Source organism: Sphingomonas sp. Leaf4, from assembly GCF_920939515.1.
Classification (GTDB): Bacteria; Pseudomonadota; Alphaproteobacteria; order Sphingomonadales; family Sphingomonadaceae; genus Sphingomonas.
This window is the reverse complement of sequence record NZ_CAKLBB010000003.1, coordinates 191,688-205,719: the sequence shown is the minus strand read 5'-3', so window position 1 is coordinate 205,719 and position 14,032 is coordinate 191,688. Positions and strand designations below refer to the sequence as shown.

Below are 14,032 nucleotides of genomic sequence, written 5' to 3'. Positions count from 1 at the left end.
CCGGCGCGGCGGCGAGGAGCAGCGCGGCGATCAACGCCGCCCCGGCCGGTCCCCGGGCGCGGACCCGAATGCCTTGTTGGGCGTCGCGCCCATGTCAAACGACAGCGTGCCGCCCTTCGCCAGATCGGCATGCGCGATCCAGCTCTTGGTCCACGGCCGGCCGTTCCAGCGGACCGCCTGCACATAGGGCCGGTCGGGGGCGTTGCCGCGCGCCTCGACCACCAGCCGCCTGCCCCCGCCGACGCGCACCACGGCGCGGTCGAACAGCGGGCTGCCGAGGACATAGACCGCGCTGACCGGATCGACCGGATAGAAGCCGAGCGCCGAGAGCAGATACCATGCGCTCATCTGGCCGCAGTCGTCGTTGCCGATGATGCCGTCGGGGCGGTCGTGGTACATTTCGGTCAGCAGCCGGCGGACCATGGCTTGCGTCTTCCACGGGGCGCCGCAATACGCATACATGTACGCGACGTGGTGGCTCGGTTCGTTGCCATGGGCATATTGCCCGACCAGCCCCGAGATGTCGGGCGGCGCATCGGCGGGCAGTTCGGACGAGGCGTTGAACAGCCCGTCGAGTTTCGCCTCGAACGCGGCATCGCCGCCCATCGCCGCGATCAGGCCGGGGATGTCGTGCTGGTTCAGGAACGTCGCCTGCCAGCTATTGCTCTCGGTATAGTCGCGCCATTTCTTGCTGTGGGCGATGCCGTTGGGGGCGAAGGGTTCGGCCCAGCGTCCGTCGGCAAGGCGGGCGCGGGCGAAACCGGTCTTCACGTCGAACACGTTGCGCCAGTTGCCCGACCGTTTGCGTAGCCGCGCCGCGCCGGCGGCATCGCCCGCCGCATCGGCGATGCACGCGCCGGCATAATCGTCATAGGCATATTCGAGCGTTTTCGACACGCTCTCGAAGATGCGGTCGGCCGGGGCATAGCCCAGCTCGTCATAGGGCTGCACGCCGATGCTGTTGTCGAGATTGGGGGTCGACCAGTCGAACGAGCGCTTCTTCACCCCGCCCCATGCGGCGGCATAGTCGCCGGGCACGCCCTTGGCGCGCGCCTCGGCCAGCACGGGGACGGCATGCCAGCCGATCATCGTGCCGGTTTCCACGCCCTGCAACGGCCAGACCGGCGGGCCGAACGGGCTCTGCTGCGTCTGGCGGATCAGGTCGCCGACGAACTCGCGGGTGCGCGCCGGGCGGATCAGCGTCTGCAACGGATGGAAGGCGCGATAGGTGTCCCACAGCGAATAGGCGCTGTACGCCGCCTCACCCTTCGGCACGCTATGCACCTGCCGGTCGAGCCCGATGTAGCGGCCGTCGACGTCGGAGAACAATGTCGGCCCGATCGAGGCGTGATAGAGTGCTGAAGACGCGACGGTGCGCTGCGCCTGCGTGCCGCCCTCGAAGGTCATCAGGTCCAGCTCGCGCGCCCATGCGGTGCGGGCGGCGCGGGCGTAGCGATCGAAGTCCCAATGCTTCGCCTCGGCGGCAAGATTGGCCTTCGCGCCGTTCAGGTCGACGGTCGAAATGCCGGTGCGGATCACGATCGGGGCGCTGCCGGCGTCGGCATAATGCAGCACTGCCTTGACCCGGTTGCCCTTCACGCCCGTGCTGCCGGCGGGCGCGTCGCCGTCGCCGAAGAATTCGACGCGGTCGGGTTTGCGCGACAATTGCATCGCGAAGAAGATCCGCCGCCCCTTGGCCCAGCGGAACACGCGGCGGGTGCCGGTAATGCTGCCATCGGCCTCCAGCGTCAGCGCGGCATCGTCGATATAGGGGCGCTGGTTCGGCCCCTCCATCACCAGATGCGACATGTCGATCAGGATATGCGCGGGGCCTGCAGGGAAGCGATGCCGCTGGATGCCGGTGCGTTCGGTCACGGTCAGTTCGGCACGGACCCCGCTTTCGAGCGTGACGGCATAATAGCCGGGCTCGGCGACCTCGTTCGAGAAACGCTGGCGATAGCCTGCGTCGGGGTTGTCGCGCGGTCCGCCTTCCAGTCGCACCGGTCCGCGTGTCGGCACCACCAGCACGTCGAGCATGTCGCCGATGCCGGTGCCCGACAAATGGGTGTGGCTGAACCCGAGGATCGAGGTGTCGCTCTTGTGATAGCCCGAGCAGGTTTCCCAGCGCGTCGTGTCGGTATCGGGCGACAGTTGCACCATGCCGAACGGCATCGTCGCGCCGGGGAAGGTATGGCCGTCGCCGCCGGTGCCGATGAACAGGTCGGGCCGGGTGCGGGCGGCCACGCCGACCGCGGGGAGCGATGCCGAGACGGCAAGGCCGGCGCTGCTGCCGAGCAGCGTTCGCCGCGAGAGCATCGTCATTTGGGCAGCTCCTGCGTGCCGGTGATGGTGAACGTCACTTCCTGTCCCGGCGTCGCGCCGGGCTGGCCGCCGCCGACGAACAGGCGATATTGCCCCGGCCGCACCGCGCGCTTGCCGTCGAGCGCGACGGTGCTGAGCAGGCGCGGGTCGAGGGTGAAGGTCACGGTCTTCGCCTCGCCCGGTTTTAGCGCGACGCGCTGAAAGCCGACGAGGCTGTGGCGCAGCACCGGATCGTTCCACGCGCCGATGCGGTTGAGCGCGTCGGGTGCGATCAGATAGGCTTGCGCCACTTCCTCGCCCGCGCGCTTGCCGGTGTTGGCGAGGCGCGCGGTTACGGTGAGCGACTGGCCGGCGGCGAGCGTGGCGGGGGCCTTCGCATCGCTATAGCCATAGCTGGTGTAGCTCCGGCCGAAGCCGAAGCCCCACATCGGCGTGCCATCGAAATAGCGGTAGGTCCGCCCCTTCATATTGTAATCGACGAAGGCGGGCAGGTCGCTCGTCTTCGCATAGAAGGTGACGGGCAGGCGGCCCGACGGGTTGGTCGTCCCGTCGAGCACGTCGGCGATCGCGGTGCCGCCGACCTCGCCCGGATACCAGCCGGCGACGATCGCGTCGGCATGGGCCTTGGCCCATTCGAGCGCGACCGCGCTGCCCGACAACAGCACGACGACCAGCGGCTTGCCCGTCGCCTTGACCGCTTCGAGCAGCGCGGTCTGCGTGGGCGGCAGCGCGATGTCGGTGCGGTCGCCGCCCGAGAAGCCAGCGACTTCGAGGCGCAGTGCCTCGCCCTCGACCGCCGGCGACAGGCCGACGAAGGCGACGACCGCATCGGCGTTGCGCGCGGCGGCGACTGCCTGCGCGCGTTGCGCCTCGGCAGGGGCGACCCACGTCAGGCGGATGCTGTCGTCGGTGCCGGCGTGGGTGAGGTCGAGGCGGAACGGCTTTGGCGCGGTATCGGTGAAGTCGAGCGTCGCCTCCATCCGTTCGGACTTGCTGTCGTTGGCGGCACCTTCGACCGCCGCGCCGGTGGCGGTGCTGGTCAGCACGTCGCGCCCGTCGATCCACAGTTTCACGCTGTCGCGCCCGGTGCATTTGTCCCAGCAGCGGTTGATGTCGATCCTGAGCGTGTAGCGCCCCGGCCCCGGCGGGGTGAGGCTGCCCGTCCAGCGCACCCCGTAGCGATCGACCGGCAGAGGGGTGAGCGGGCTGGTGCGCCGCCAGTTGAAGTCGATCGTGCGGTCGGTGCGCGTCGCCACGGGCATGCCGGTCATCGCCGGATCGGCGAAATATTCCGCCTTCAGCCCCGCGCCGAACGCGGTCTGGGGTACGGGGAGCGGTACGCCGTCGGCCAGCGTCGCGCCTTGGGCATAGGCGACGGCAAAGCGCTGCTGCATGCCGGTGAGCGGCGTCACCGGATCGGCGGGGGTGCCGTTGTAATTGCCCTCCAGCACGTCGAGGCTGTCGGCGTTGGGGCCGATCACCGCGATCCGCGCACCGCGTTTCAGCGGCAGGACGCCGTTGTTTTCGAGCAGGACGATCGACTTGCGCGCCGCCTCCAGCGCCAGCGCGCGGTTGGCGGGGGTGTGGAGCGCGCTGGCCGGGATCGAATCCCAGCGGCTTTTGGCACCGAACGCATCGCCCAGCCGCTTGCGCGCCTCGAAGGTGCGGGTGAGCGCGCGGTCAATGATCGCCTGTGTCGTGAGGCCGCGTTCGAGCGCCTTGGGCAGCGCGGCATAGGCGCTGCCGCAATTGAGGTCCATGCCGGCGTTGAGCGCGGCGGCGGAGCCGGCGGCGTTGTCGAGGGTATAGCGCTGATAATGGGCGATGTTGCCGATCGCGTCGCAGTCCGACACGACGAGGCCGGTGAAGCTCCAGTCGCCGCGCAACCGGTCGTTCAGCAGCCAGTCGGCGGCGCAGACCGGCACGCCGTGCACGCCGTTATAGGCGCACATCACCGACTGCGCCTGCCCTTCCGTGATCGCGCGGCGGAACGCGGGGAGGTAGGTCGCCTCCATGTCATAGGGCGCGGTCTGCACGCTGAAGGCGTCGCGCCCGGCTTCGGGGCCGCTGTGCGCGACCAAGTGCTTGGGGGTGGCTATCACGCGCGGTTGCAGCGGGTCCGGCCCCTGCAATCCCCGGACATAGCCGACCGCGAGGCCGCCGGTCAGCACCGGGTCCTCGCCATAGGTTTCCATGCCGCGACCCCAGCGCGGATCGCGGAAGATGTTGATGTTGGGCGACCAGATCGTCAGCCCCTCGTAGCGCCGGCGGTTCTTGCCGGGCAGCGCATTATATTTGGCGCGGGCCTCGGTCGACACGACGGTGCCGATCCGCTCCATCAGCGGCGCATCCCATGTCGCCGCCAGCCCGATCGCCTGCGGGAACACCGTCGCCACGCCGTTGCGCGCCAGACCGTGCAGCGCCTCGTTCCAATAGTCGTAGGCGGGCAGGGCATCGCCTTGTGCGGGGGCGCTGCTTTGCAGTTGCGCGGCCTTTTCCGCCGGGGTCATCGCCGCGATGGTCGCGGCGATCTGCGGGTCCGGTTCGGCAACACCGGCGAGGAGTGCGAGGAGGATCGTCATTTCGCTTTCTCCGCGCCCAGCGTTCGCAGCCGCAGCGCTCGTTTCAGGCTGGCGGTCGATGCCTTGCCGGTGATGGTGACGGTAACGCTTTCGCCGGGCAGCAGGTCGAGGAAATTGTCCGACGCCTGTACCGGCAGCGTGCCGAAGTCGATCCACAGCGCGCGCGCCAGCCGGGTGGCGGTGATGGTGAGGCTCGGGCGGCCCTCCGCGCTCGACCAGCGGGTGACGAAGCCCGGATCGGGCAGCGCCATCGCTTTTTCGGGCAGTGCCGCGACGAGGCTGCGCGAGGCGACCCGCCCGTCGATCACCAGTTCGGCGACCGCGAAGGCGGTGCGACGGTCGGCGGTGCCGAACAGGTCGGCATCGGTGAAGGTGCCGACCCCGGTCGCCGACAGCGGGGCAAGCGACACCGCATTCTCACGCCGCGCCAGTTCGCGGCCGGTGACGTCGATGGTGCGCACGATCCAGCGCGCCGCGACCGGCTGCGTCGCGTCGGAGATCAGCGTGACGCTGGTGCTGCCGTTCTCCTTGCGCGCCGCCGCGATGGCGACGGGGGCGAAGAACCGCCGCGCGGCGAAGTGCAGTGCCTTCCACCGGCCGTAATAGTCGATGCTCGACCATGACGCGCCGGGCCATACGTCGTTCAACTGCCAGTAGAGCGATCCCGTCGTGACCGGGCGGCAGGCGCGGTGGTGGAGCGCGCCCAACTGGATGCCGTCGGCCTGCATCACCTGGCTCAGATACACGAAGTCGGCGAAGTCGCGCGGCTCCCGGTAGCGCATGCGGATATAGTCGAGCAGGCGGCCCTGACCCTCGCCCTTCAGGAACTTCTGGTGCGCCTTCATGACCGGCGATTCGATCGCGTAATCTTTCGGTTTCGCGAAGCGGGCAATCGTCGCCATGTCGGGCATCGCCTGCAGCCCGTATTCGGACATGAAGCGCGGGCAGCTATCGAGATAGGCGGTCGCGGGCTTCTTGCCGCCCCATACGTCCCAGTAATGGCGGTCGCCGTCGCCGTCCTGATCGGGCTTGCCGTCGTAATTGCTGCTGGGGCTGCCGGGCCAATAGGGCACGTCGGCGTCGCGCCGTTCGGCGGCGTCGCGCAGCACCTGGTTGAACAGGATCGCCATGCCGACGCCGACGCGCTCGCGCTCCTCCGGCCCCACCCGCGCCTTGAACGCGGTACGGTCGCTCCACGTCTCCCAGCCCGACAGGACTTCGTTGTTGCCCGACCACAGCACGATCGAGGGATGCGCCTGCACCCGGTCGACCTGTTCCTCGGCCTCGATCCGCACGGTTTCGCGGAAGTCGCGGTCATAGGGCGTGACCGCGCCGCCGAACATGAAGTCGGACCAGATCATCAGCCCCAGCGCATCGGCCGCGTCGAAGAAGCTGTCGGGCAGATACATCCCCCCGCCCCAGATGCGGATCATGTTCATGTTGGCGGCCTTTGCATCCGCCAGCATCGACCGCATCCGTGCGTCGGTGACGCGCGGGCCGAAGCTGTCGAACGGGATCAGGTTCGCGCCCTTGGCGAACATCGGGATGCCGTTGACCTTGAGCAGAAAACCGCGCCCCAGCGCGTCCTTTTCGCGGACCAGCTCGACGGTGCGGATGCCGGTGCTGCGCTGCTGACGGTCGATCACCTCGCCGTCGAGGCTGACATCGATGGTGACGGTGTAGAGCGGTTGCGCCCCATAGCCCGCCGGATACCACAGTTGCGGGTTCGCGATGGCGAGGAGAACGGCGACGCGGTTCTCACCGGCGACGACCTGTACCGTGCGGCTGGCGCGGACGGGGGTGCCGCCGGGGCCGGTCACGCTCGCGTCGACCTGTACGGTCGCGGCGCGATCGGCGACGATCAGCACTTCAGCGGTCAGGCGCGCCTCGGCGGGGGTGACGGCTTCCTGCTGGACGCGCAGCGTCTCGATCCGGGCGTCGTCCCATGCGTCGACCTTGACTGCGCCATTGGGGCCGACGTTGAGGATGCGCGGACCCCAGTCCCAGCCGTAATGATATTTGGGCTTGCGGATATAGGGCGAGGTCTGCCGCCCTTCGGGTTCGTCGCCGGCGGTCGAATCATATTCACCGGGCAGCGGATTGGCGATGCCCGCCACCACCGGTTTCAGCACGCCGAGCGGCGATTTGAACGCGATGCGGATCTCGTTCGCGCCGGCGCGCAGTAACGGTTTGGCATCGGCGCGCCAGCGGCGATGGGCGTTGTCGGCGGCGAGCAGCTTCGTGCCGTTGACGAAGACCTCGGCAAAGGTGTCGAGCCCGTCGAACACGAGGTCGACGTGGCCCCGCGCAAGCAGCGCCGGGGAAGCGTTCAGGGTTCCGCGATAGTCCCAGTCGCTGCGTCCGACCCACTGGATCGTCGCTTCGTTCAGGCCGACGAACGGGTCGGGCGTGATCCGTGCCGCGATCAGGTCGGTCTGGACATAGCCTGGCACCGTGGCGAGGAGCCAGCGCGCGGCCTTCGGATGATCCTTTGCCGCCGCATCGCCCGGCGCGAGGCGGACCTGCCAGCCGCGCTCGAGCGGGATCGTCTGGCGCGGGGCGGCGACGAGCGCGGCGGGGGCGACGGCGAGCAGCAGGGCGATCGTGCGCCCCGTCGTCCTGCGCCGATGGGTCGAGGGCTCAAGGACACGCTGGCTCACGCGGATACTCTCCATGGGGCGGTCCGAATCGACCGGCCGTCACGTTCTAAAACAAAAACGGCCCCGGCAAAGCCGGGGCCGCGTACCCCCAGGAGCATCGCCGATGCTCCCGGATCGTTCAGCCCCGCAGGTTACATGCGGAACGTGGCGCTGAGCGAGAAAACCCGGCCGTTCTTGTAGATCGACGTGGGGGCGTCGGGCGTGCTGCTGTACTGATAGTAGGTTTCGTCGAGCAGGTTCGATGCCGCCGCCGTGATGCCGATCCCGTCGGTCACGGCATAGCTGATCTGCGCGTCGAGCTGGCGATAGCGATCGGTATAGTCCGAGCTTGCCTGACGGCCGAAGCGATAGAAATACTTCGACCGGCGGTTGTAGCTGACGCGCGCCTGGAACGGACCTTCCTCGAAATACGGCACGATCGTGAAGGTGTGCCGCGACAGGAACGGCAGGCCGTTGGCGAACGGGGTTTCCGCATCGGCAAAGGTGTAGCTGCCCTGCACGCCGAAGCCATAGGCGATGTTGGTGTTGCCCGACAGCGAGAAGCCCGTGACCGATGCCTTGCCGCCGTTGACGGGACGGGTGATGGCATACACGCCGCTGCGGCCCGTGGCGGTGTTCGTGAACTCGACACCCTCATCCACCGCATTGCCGACATAGTTGGAAATGTCGCGGTAGAAGAATTCGGCGGCGAGGAAGCTGGCCGGAGCGAAATACCATTCGGCCGACAGGCCATAGTTGGTCGCCGCATAGGGCTTCAGGTCGGGGTTGCCGCCGCTGCCGGTGCCGTTGGCACGACCGTCGGTGCCGACGAACGTGTCGGTCAGCGAAACCGAACCGGCCAGATCGCCGTACCGAGCGCGGGCGATCACCTTGGCGGCGGAGGCACGCAGCGTTACTTCGTCGCTGGCGGTGTAGATCAGGTTCGCGGCGGGCAGGAACCGGGTTTCGTCGCTGTTCACGCGGGTCGGCGCGGTGCGGCCGCCGCTCGAGATGAAGAAGCTCGATTCGTCGCGGGTGTTGACCAGCCGTCCGCCGACGTTCCCGCGGAACTGGCCCAGTTCGAAATTGGCCTGAACGTATCCGGCGGCGATTTTTTCACGGACCCGCCAGTATTCGCTGGTCGACAGACCGCGATCGGCCGTGAAATTGCCGTACTTCGTCAGCGCGGCGAGAATGCCGTCCTTGTCCAGCGTGGCATAGGGCGTGCCGTTCCCCGAGGTGCCGAGGCCGTTGTACAGGTTCTTGTCCTGCACATAGAAGTCGAGATCGGCCAGCGTGTAGTTCTGGTTGGTGTAGACGGCGTTGCTGTAGGTCGTGTTGCCGTTCAGGTGCGACGCATAGCGGCCACCGAACAGGATCGCCTTAATCGGGCCGAATTCGACGTCGCGCTTGACGTTCACTTCACCGAAGATCTCGCTGTCGGTGGTGAAGCCCGACTGGAGCGGGATGCCGCCGATCTGGCGACCGAAGAAGCGGCGGCCATCGGGAGCGGTGATGTTCTCGCCGCCGTTGGCGGTGAAGTTGCTCAGCCACTTGGTCGGGTCGCTCGCCGGCGAGTTCCAGTTGACCTGCGTGTTGCGGCCGTTCGCGCCGGCGGTGAAGCCCTGCTGCGTACGGAAGTCGAGCAGATATTCGGGGTCCTTGCCGCCGGTCGCGCGGGTGGCGCCGACGTTGCCGGTGATGCTCCACTCGCCCGGCGTCCAGTCGACCAGCAGCGAGACCGAGTCGTTCTTGAGGCGGGTGCGGCGATAATAGGTGTCGAGCTGGCCGGTCGAGCCGGTGCCCGAGGTGATGCCGGTGAAGGTCGCCGAATCGACGATGCCCGGCTGGCCGTTCTGCCCGGGAACGAAGGTTGCCGCGGTCATCCGCGATCCTTCGAAGCCATAGGTATATTCGGAGTTCGACACGTTGTCGTAATTGCCGCGGATGACCAGCGCGGTGCCGGTTACGGTCAGATCGTCGGTCGGCTTGGCCTGGATCGCGCCGCTGAAGCTGATGCGCTCGCGCTCCTGCTTGAAGAATTCGCGGGCGAGGAACGAGGCATAGCGCGACGCGCTGAACGCCGAGATCGTCGCCGCGTTCGGGCGCGAACCGTTGATCGTGGCACCGCTGGCGACCGTGCCGTTCGGGCCGGCATAGATGATGTTGCCGTTCGCGTCCTTGGGATAGCTTTCGAGCAGCGCGGCACCGGTGCGATACCAGTAGCTGGCGACGCCGGCACGGCTCAACTGTTCCTTGTCGTAGCTGATCGAGCCGAGGAAGCCGATCGTCTCGTCGGCGTTCTTCCAGCTATACAGCGCCGAACCACGGAAGCTGCCGCGCTTTGCCCGGTCGTTGTATTCGCCGCCGGCGGTCGCCGCGATCGTGCCCGACTTCAGGTCGAGCGGCTTGCGCGTCACGATGTCGACGGTGCCGCCGATGGCGCCTTCCTGCAGCCGTGCCTCGGGCGTCTTGTAGAGCACCGCCTGGCTGATGATCGTGGGCGACAGCAGCGAATAGTTGAAGCTGCGGCTCGACCGGTCGGACGGGTTGCCGCCCCAGTCGGCCGAGGCGACCGAGTGGCCGTCGATCGTGACGCGGTTGAGCGCGGGTTCGGTGCCGGCGATCGAAAGCTGCTCGCCTTCGCCGAACTGGCGGTCGACGGTGACGCCGGGCAGGCGGGCGAGCGAATCGGCGATGTTGCTGTCGGGCAGCTTGCCGACGTCTTCGGCCGAGATGACGTCGACGATCGAGTCGGCGTTACGCTTGGTCGCGATCGAGTCCGCGATCGACTTGCGGATGCCGGTGACGGTGATGAGATCGTCGTCACCCGCCGTGGTCGGCGCGGTCTGCGCCATGGCCGGCGCGGCCAGCGCGACGAGCGCGGTGGTGGCGAGATATGCGTAACGCGAGAAAGCCATGGACCCGATCCCCTTTGCAATGTCCGGGCGCGGTAATGCGCCCCCCCGAATGGCCGCGACGATGCGGCAACGCTTGCGCAACACGACAATTGGCCGAGCATTGGTTCCATATTGGTACCATGTCGGCTCTTTTTGGTCGATCGGAGTGTGACCAATTTAGATCATAAAATCTACATAAAAATGAAAACCTACATCACTGGTGAGAAATTTGTTCGTGATCGATGCGGCGGAGTTTGGTTTTCGTGCCGTAAGTGCCGCATTGGCGCAGCGAAATTTCAACGGGCCGATGATGGGCGCTGGTGGCGAAATGCGCCGGAAACATGCGGACGGCGGTGTTCTGATCCATTGGTATGAGGCGACATGGCCGGGGGAGCGGTGTCATGTCGGGCGAAGCGTCGACACCGGGCAGTCGCGATAGGATGCCGCAGGGACGAAGCAGGCCAAAAAACCGAATTGCCCAATACCAAAAACATACCTATGCGTATCGGTTGTGAATATCCAAGCCACCCCCTACGCTGCGCGGCAGATGGTTTCGAAGGGCGTCGGCATGAGTTTCTATGAGCGGGTGGGGCGGCTGCGCGATGACGCGCACGCCCCGCTCTATGTTCAGCTCCAGCAACTGGTTCGTACCGCGATCGAACGAAAGGTGTTGGTGCAGGACGATGTGATCCCGCCCGAACGCGAGCTGGCCGCCGAATATGACGTGTCACGCATCACCGTGCGCAAGGCGATCGAGGGGCTGGCCAACGAAGGACTGGTCGTGCGGCGGCGCGGGGCGGGCACCTTCGTCGCGGCGCGGGTCGAGAAGAGCTTTTCCAAGCTGTCGTCCTTTTCGGAGGACATGATGGCGCGCGGGCGCGTGCCCGCCAGCGAATGGGTATCGAAGTCGGCGGGGCTGGTGACGCCCGAGGAATCGATGTCGCTCGGCCTGTCGCCCGGCACGCCGGTCTATCGCTTCCAGCGGATGCGCTATGCCGACGACGTGCCGATGGCGGTCGAATATGCGACGATCGCGGGGCATTGCCTGCCCTCGGTCGATGCGGTGGGCGATTCGCTCTATGCCGCGCTGGAGGCGGCGGGATGCCGGCCGGTGCGCGCGTTGCAACGGCTGCGCGCGATGGCCTTTCCCGCCGAACAGGCGCGGCGGCTGGGCGTCGAGACCGGCCATGCCGGGCTGTTCATCGAACGTCGCGGCTTTCTGGCCGATGGCGACACGGTCGAGTTCACCCAGTCCTATTATCGTGGCGACGCCTATGACGTGGTCGCCGAACTGAACGCGAGCTGATCCGGGCAGTCCGGGTCGGAGCACTCTAGGGGGTATATGACGTCCATCCTGTCGGCCGACCCGGCCCAGACCGCCGCCCATGAACCGACCGCGATGCACCGCGAGGCGGCCGAGGGGGGGCAGGCGGTCGCCCGCTTCCTGGCACGCAACGCGCAGGCATTGGCTGATCTGGGCGCGCAGTTGCGCGCCGATCCGCCGGCGCTGGTCGTCACCTGCGCCCGCGGATCGTCGGACCATGCCGCGACCTATGGCAAATATCTGATCGAGACGCTGTGCGGCGTGCCGGTCGCCAGCGCCGCGCCGTCGGTCGCGTCGGTCTATGCGACGCGGATGGAGCGGATGAACGCGCTGGTGATCGCGGTGTCGCAATCGGGCCGCAGCCCCGACCTGCTGCGCACCGTCGAGAGCTACAAGGCGGCCGGCGCGCGGGTCGTGGCGCTGGTGAACGTCGAGGACGCGCCGCTCGCTGCGCTGGCCGATGTCGTGCTGCCGCTGTCGGCCGGCGCGGAAACGTCGGTCGCGGCGACCAAGTCGTTCATCGCGTCGCTCGCCGGGCTGGCGGCGGTCGCCGCGCATTGGAGCGAGGACCGGGCGCTGCTCGACGCGCTGGATGCCGCGCCGGCGCAATTGGAGCAGGCGTTCGCACTCGACTGGAGTGCGGTGGTCGATACGCTGGTGGCGGCGCGCAACCTGTTCGTGATCGGGCGCGGCTACAGCTTCGGCATCGCGCAGGAAGCGGCGCTCAAGATGAAGGAAACGTCGGCACTGCATGCCGAGGCGTTCAGCAGCGCCGAGGTGCGCCACGGGCCGATGGCGATCATCGACGACGGCTTTCCGTTGCTGGGCTTCGCGACGTCGGACGAGGCGGGCGACGACGTACGCGCGGCGGCGGCGGAGTTCGCCGGGCGGGGGGCTGCGGTGCATCTGGCCGATGCGGCGAGCGACGACAGCCATCCGCCCGTATTGCGCAGCCATCCCGCGATCGAACCGATCCTGATGATCCAGAGCTTCTATCGCATGATCGAAACCGTGTCGCGGCGGCGGGGCCTGAACCCCGACGCGCCGCCGCACCTGCGCAAAGTGACCGAAACCCGATGAGCGGCTTCGTTTTTCACGGCGGGCGCGTGCTCGCCGAAGGCTGCGACGGCGCATCGTGCGCGTTCCGGGTCGAGGACGGGCGGATCGCCGACTTCCATGTCGATGGCGCGGCCGAGACGATCGACCTGGGCGGCGGCTGGCTGGTGCCCGGTTTCGTCGATACGCAGGTGAACGGGGGCGGGGGCGTGTTGTTCAACGACACGCCGAGTGTCGAGGGGATCGCCGCGATCGGCGCGGCGCATGCCCGCTATGGCACCACCGCGTTCCTGCCCACGCTCATCAGCGACCGGCTGGACGTCGTCGCGACCGCGCTGGACGCGGTGGATGCGGCGATCGAACAGGGGGTGCCCGGCGTCGTCGGCATCCATGTCGAAGGGCCGTTCCTGAACCCGGTGCGCAAGGGCATCCACGATGCGGCGCATTTCCGCGCGCTGGACGATGCGGCGATCGAGTTGCTGACCCGCCCGCGCAAGGGCGTGGTGATGGTGACGCTGGCCCCCGAACGCAACGACACGGCGGCGATCGGGCGGCTGGTCGCGGCGGGCGTGATCGTCAGCATCGGCCATAGCGACGCGACCTATGAACAGGCGCGCGCCGCGATCGATGCGGGTGCGCGCGGCGTCACCCACCTCTACAATGCCATGTCGCCGCTTCGGCACCGCGATCCGGGCGTCGTCGGCGCGGTGCTGGAGGACCGGAGCGTCTATGCCGGGCTGATCGTCGATGGCGCGCATCTCCACCCCGCCGCGATCCGCGTGGCGCTGGCGGCGCGGCCGCACGACCGGTTCATGCTGGTGACGGACGCGATGCCGACCGTGGGGGCCGATACCAAGGAATTCGTGCTGAACGGCTGGCCGATCCATGTCGAGAACGGCGTGTGCGTCGGCCCCGACGGGACGCTGGCCGGCTGCGATCTCGACATGGCGCAGGCGGTGGCCAACACCCATGCGCTGGGCGTCGATCTGGTCGACGCGGTGGCGATGGCATCGGCCAATCCCGCCGCGTTCCTGCGCCTGTCGCACCGGATCGGCAGCCTGATCGTCGGCGGCAACGCCGACTTCGTCTGGCTGGCCCCCGACCTGACCGTACGCGGCACCTGGATCGGTGGCGTCCGCGTCTTCTGACCGGCGGTAGCGCCGGAACATCGTCAACGGGCAGCGACCGACCGGGGGGTGGGTCCACCCA

Annotated in this window: 8 protein-coding genes; 3 read left to right on the top strand and 5 right to left on the bottom strand. The window is 67.9% G+C overall.

Annotated elements, in window-relative coordinates; translation table 11 throughout:
* Positions 1 to 30: 30 nt before the first annotated feature.
* From LRA89_RS05680 to LRA89_RS05660, 5 genes are all read right to left on the bottom strand, one after another.
* The gene (locus LRA89_RS05680) at positions 31 to 2,322 is read right to left on the bottom strand and encodes a GH92 family glycosyl hydrolase (RefSeq protein WP_230769365.1); all 2,292 of its coding nucleotides are present in this window, start codon (positions 2,320 to 2,322) and stop codon (positions 31 to 33) included.
* Positions 2,319 to 4,904: a glycoside hydrolase family 3 C-terminal domain-containing protein gene (locus LRA89_RS05675; RefSeq protein ID WP_230769364.1), complete on the bottom strand. Its 2,586-nt coding sequence runs from the start codon at positions 4,902 to 4,904 to the stop codon at positions 2,319 to 2,321. Before LRA89_RS05675 ends, LRA89_RS05680 begins: the two co-directional genes overlap by 4 nt.
* Positions 4,901 to 7,564, bottom strand: coding sequence for a beta-mannosidase (locus LRA89_RS05670; RefSeq protein ID WP_230769363.1), 2,664 nt, complete (start codon positions 7,562 to 7,564; stop codon positions 4,901 to 4,903). The genes LRA89_RS05675 and LRA89_RS05670 overlap by 4 nt, the downstream gene beginning before the upstream one ends.
* Positions 7,565 to 7,695: 131 nt before the next feature.
* Entirely contained in the window at positions 7,696 to 10,464 is a 2,769-nt protein-coding gene (locus LRA89_RS05665; RefSeq protein WP_230769362.1) for a TonB-dependent receptor, read from the bottom strand.
* Positions 10,465 to 10,657: 193 nt separating this feature from the next.
* Positions 10,658 to 10,810 (bottom strand): hypothetical protein, encoded by a 153-nt coding sequence (locus LRA89_RS05660; RefSeq protein ID WP_230769361.1) that lies wholly within the window; start codon positions 10,808 to 10,810, stop codon positions 10,658 to 10,660.
* A 201-nt stretch (positions 10,811 to 11,011) separates the two neighbouring features.
* Here LRA89_RS05660 and LRA89_RS05655 point away from each other — a divergent pair, with 201 nt between their 5' ends.
* Genes LRA89_RS05655 through nagA form a run of 3 tightly spaced genes read left to right on the top strand, consistent with a single transcriptional unit; the run spans position 11,012 to position 13,971 of the window.
* Positions 11,012 to 11,749 (top strand): GntR family transcriptional regulator, encoded by a 738-nt coding sequence (locus LRA89_RS05655; RefSeq protein WP_055761552.1) that lies wholly within the window; start codon positions 11,012 to 11,014, stop codon positions 11,747 to 11,749.
* 36 nt (positions 11,750 to 11,785) lie between these two features.
* The gene (locus tag LRA89_RS05650) at positions 11,786 to 12,847 is read left to right on the top strand and encodes an SIS domain-containing protein (RefSeq protein ID WP_056495788.1); all 1,062 of its coding nucleotides are present in this window, start codon (positions 11,786 to 11,788) and stop codon (positions 12,845 to 12,847) included.
* Positions 12,844 to 13,971 carry an N-acetylglucosamine-6-phosphate deacetylase gene (gene nagA, locus LRA89_RS05645; RefSeq protein WP_056495791.1) on the top strand — a complete coding sequence of 376 codons (1,128 nt, stop codon included), beginning with the start codon at positions 12,844 to 12,846 and terminating at the stop codon, positions 13,969 to 13,971. The genes LRA89_RS05650 and nagA overlap by 4 nt, the downstream gene beginning before the upstream one ends.
* Positions 13,972 to 14,032 lie beyond the last annotated feature (61 nt).

Bases quoted from the DNA above. Each gene is read 5' to 3' on its own strand.
- LRA89_RS05680 (WP_230769365.1), bottom strand. From the start codon at position 2,322: ATGACGATGCTCTCGCGGCGAACGCTGCTCGGCAGCAGCGCCGGCCTT.
- LRA89_RS05675 (WP_230769364.1), bottom strand. From the start codon at position 4,904: ATGACGATCCTCCTCGCACTCCTCGCCGGTGTTGCCGAACCGGACCCG.
- LRA89_RS05665 (WP_230769362.1), bottom strand. From the start codon at position 10,464: ATGGCTTTCTCGCGTTACGCATATCTCGCCACCACCGCGCTCGTCGCG.
- LRA89_RS05660 (WP_230769361.1), bottom strand. From the start codon at position 10,810: ATGGATCAGAACACCGCCGTCCGCATGTTTCCGGCGCATTTCGCCACC.
- LRA89_RS05655 (WP_055761552.1), top strand. From the start codon at position 11,012: ATGAGTTTCTATGAGCGGGTGGGGCGGCTGCGCGATGACGCGCACGCC.
- LRA89_RS05650 (WP_056495788.1), top strand. From the start codon at position 11,786: ATGACGTCCATCCTGTCGGCCGACCCGGCCCAGACCGCCGCCCATGAA.
- nagA (WP_056495791.1), top strand. From the start codon at position 12,844: ATGAGCGGCTTCGTTTTTCACGGCGGGCGCGTGCTCGCCGAAGGCTGC.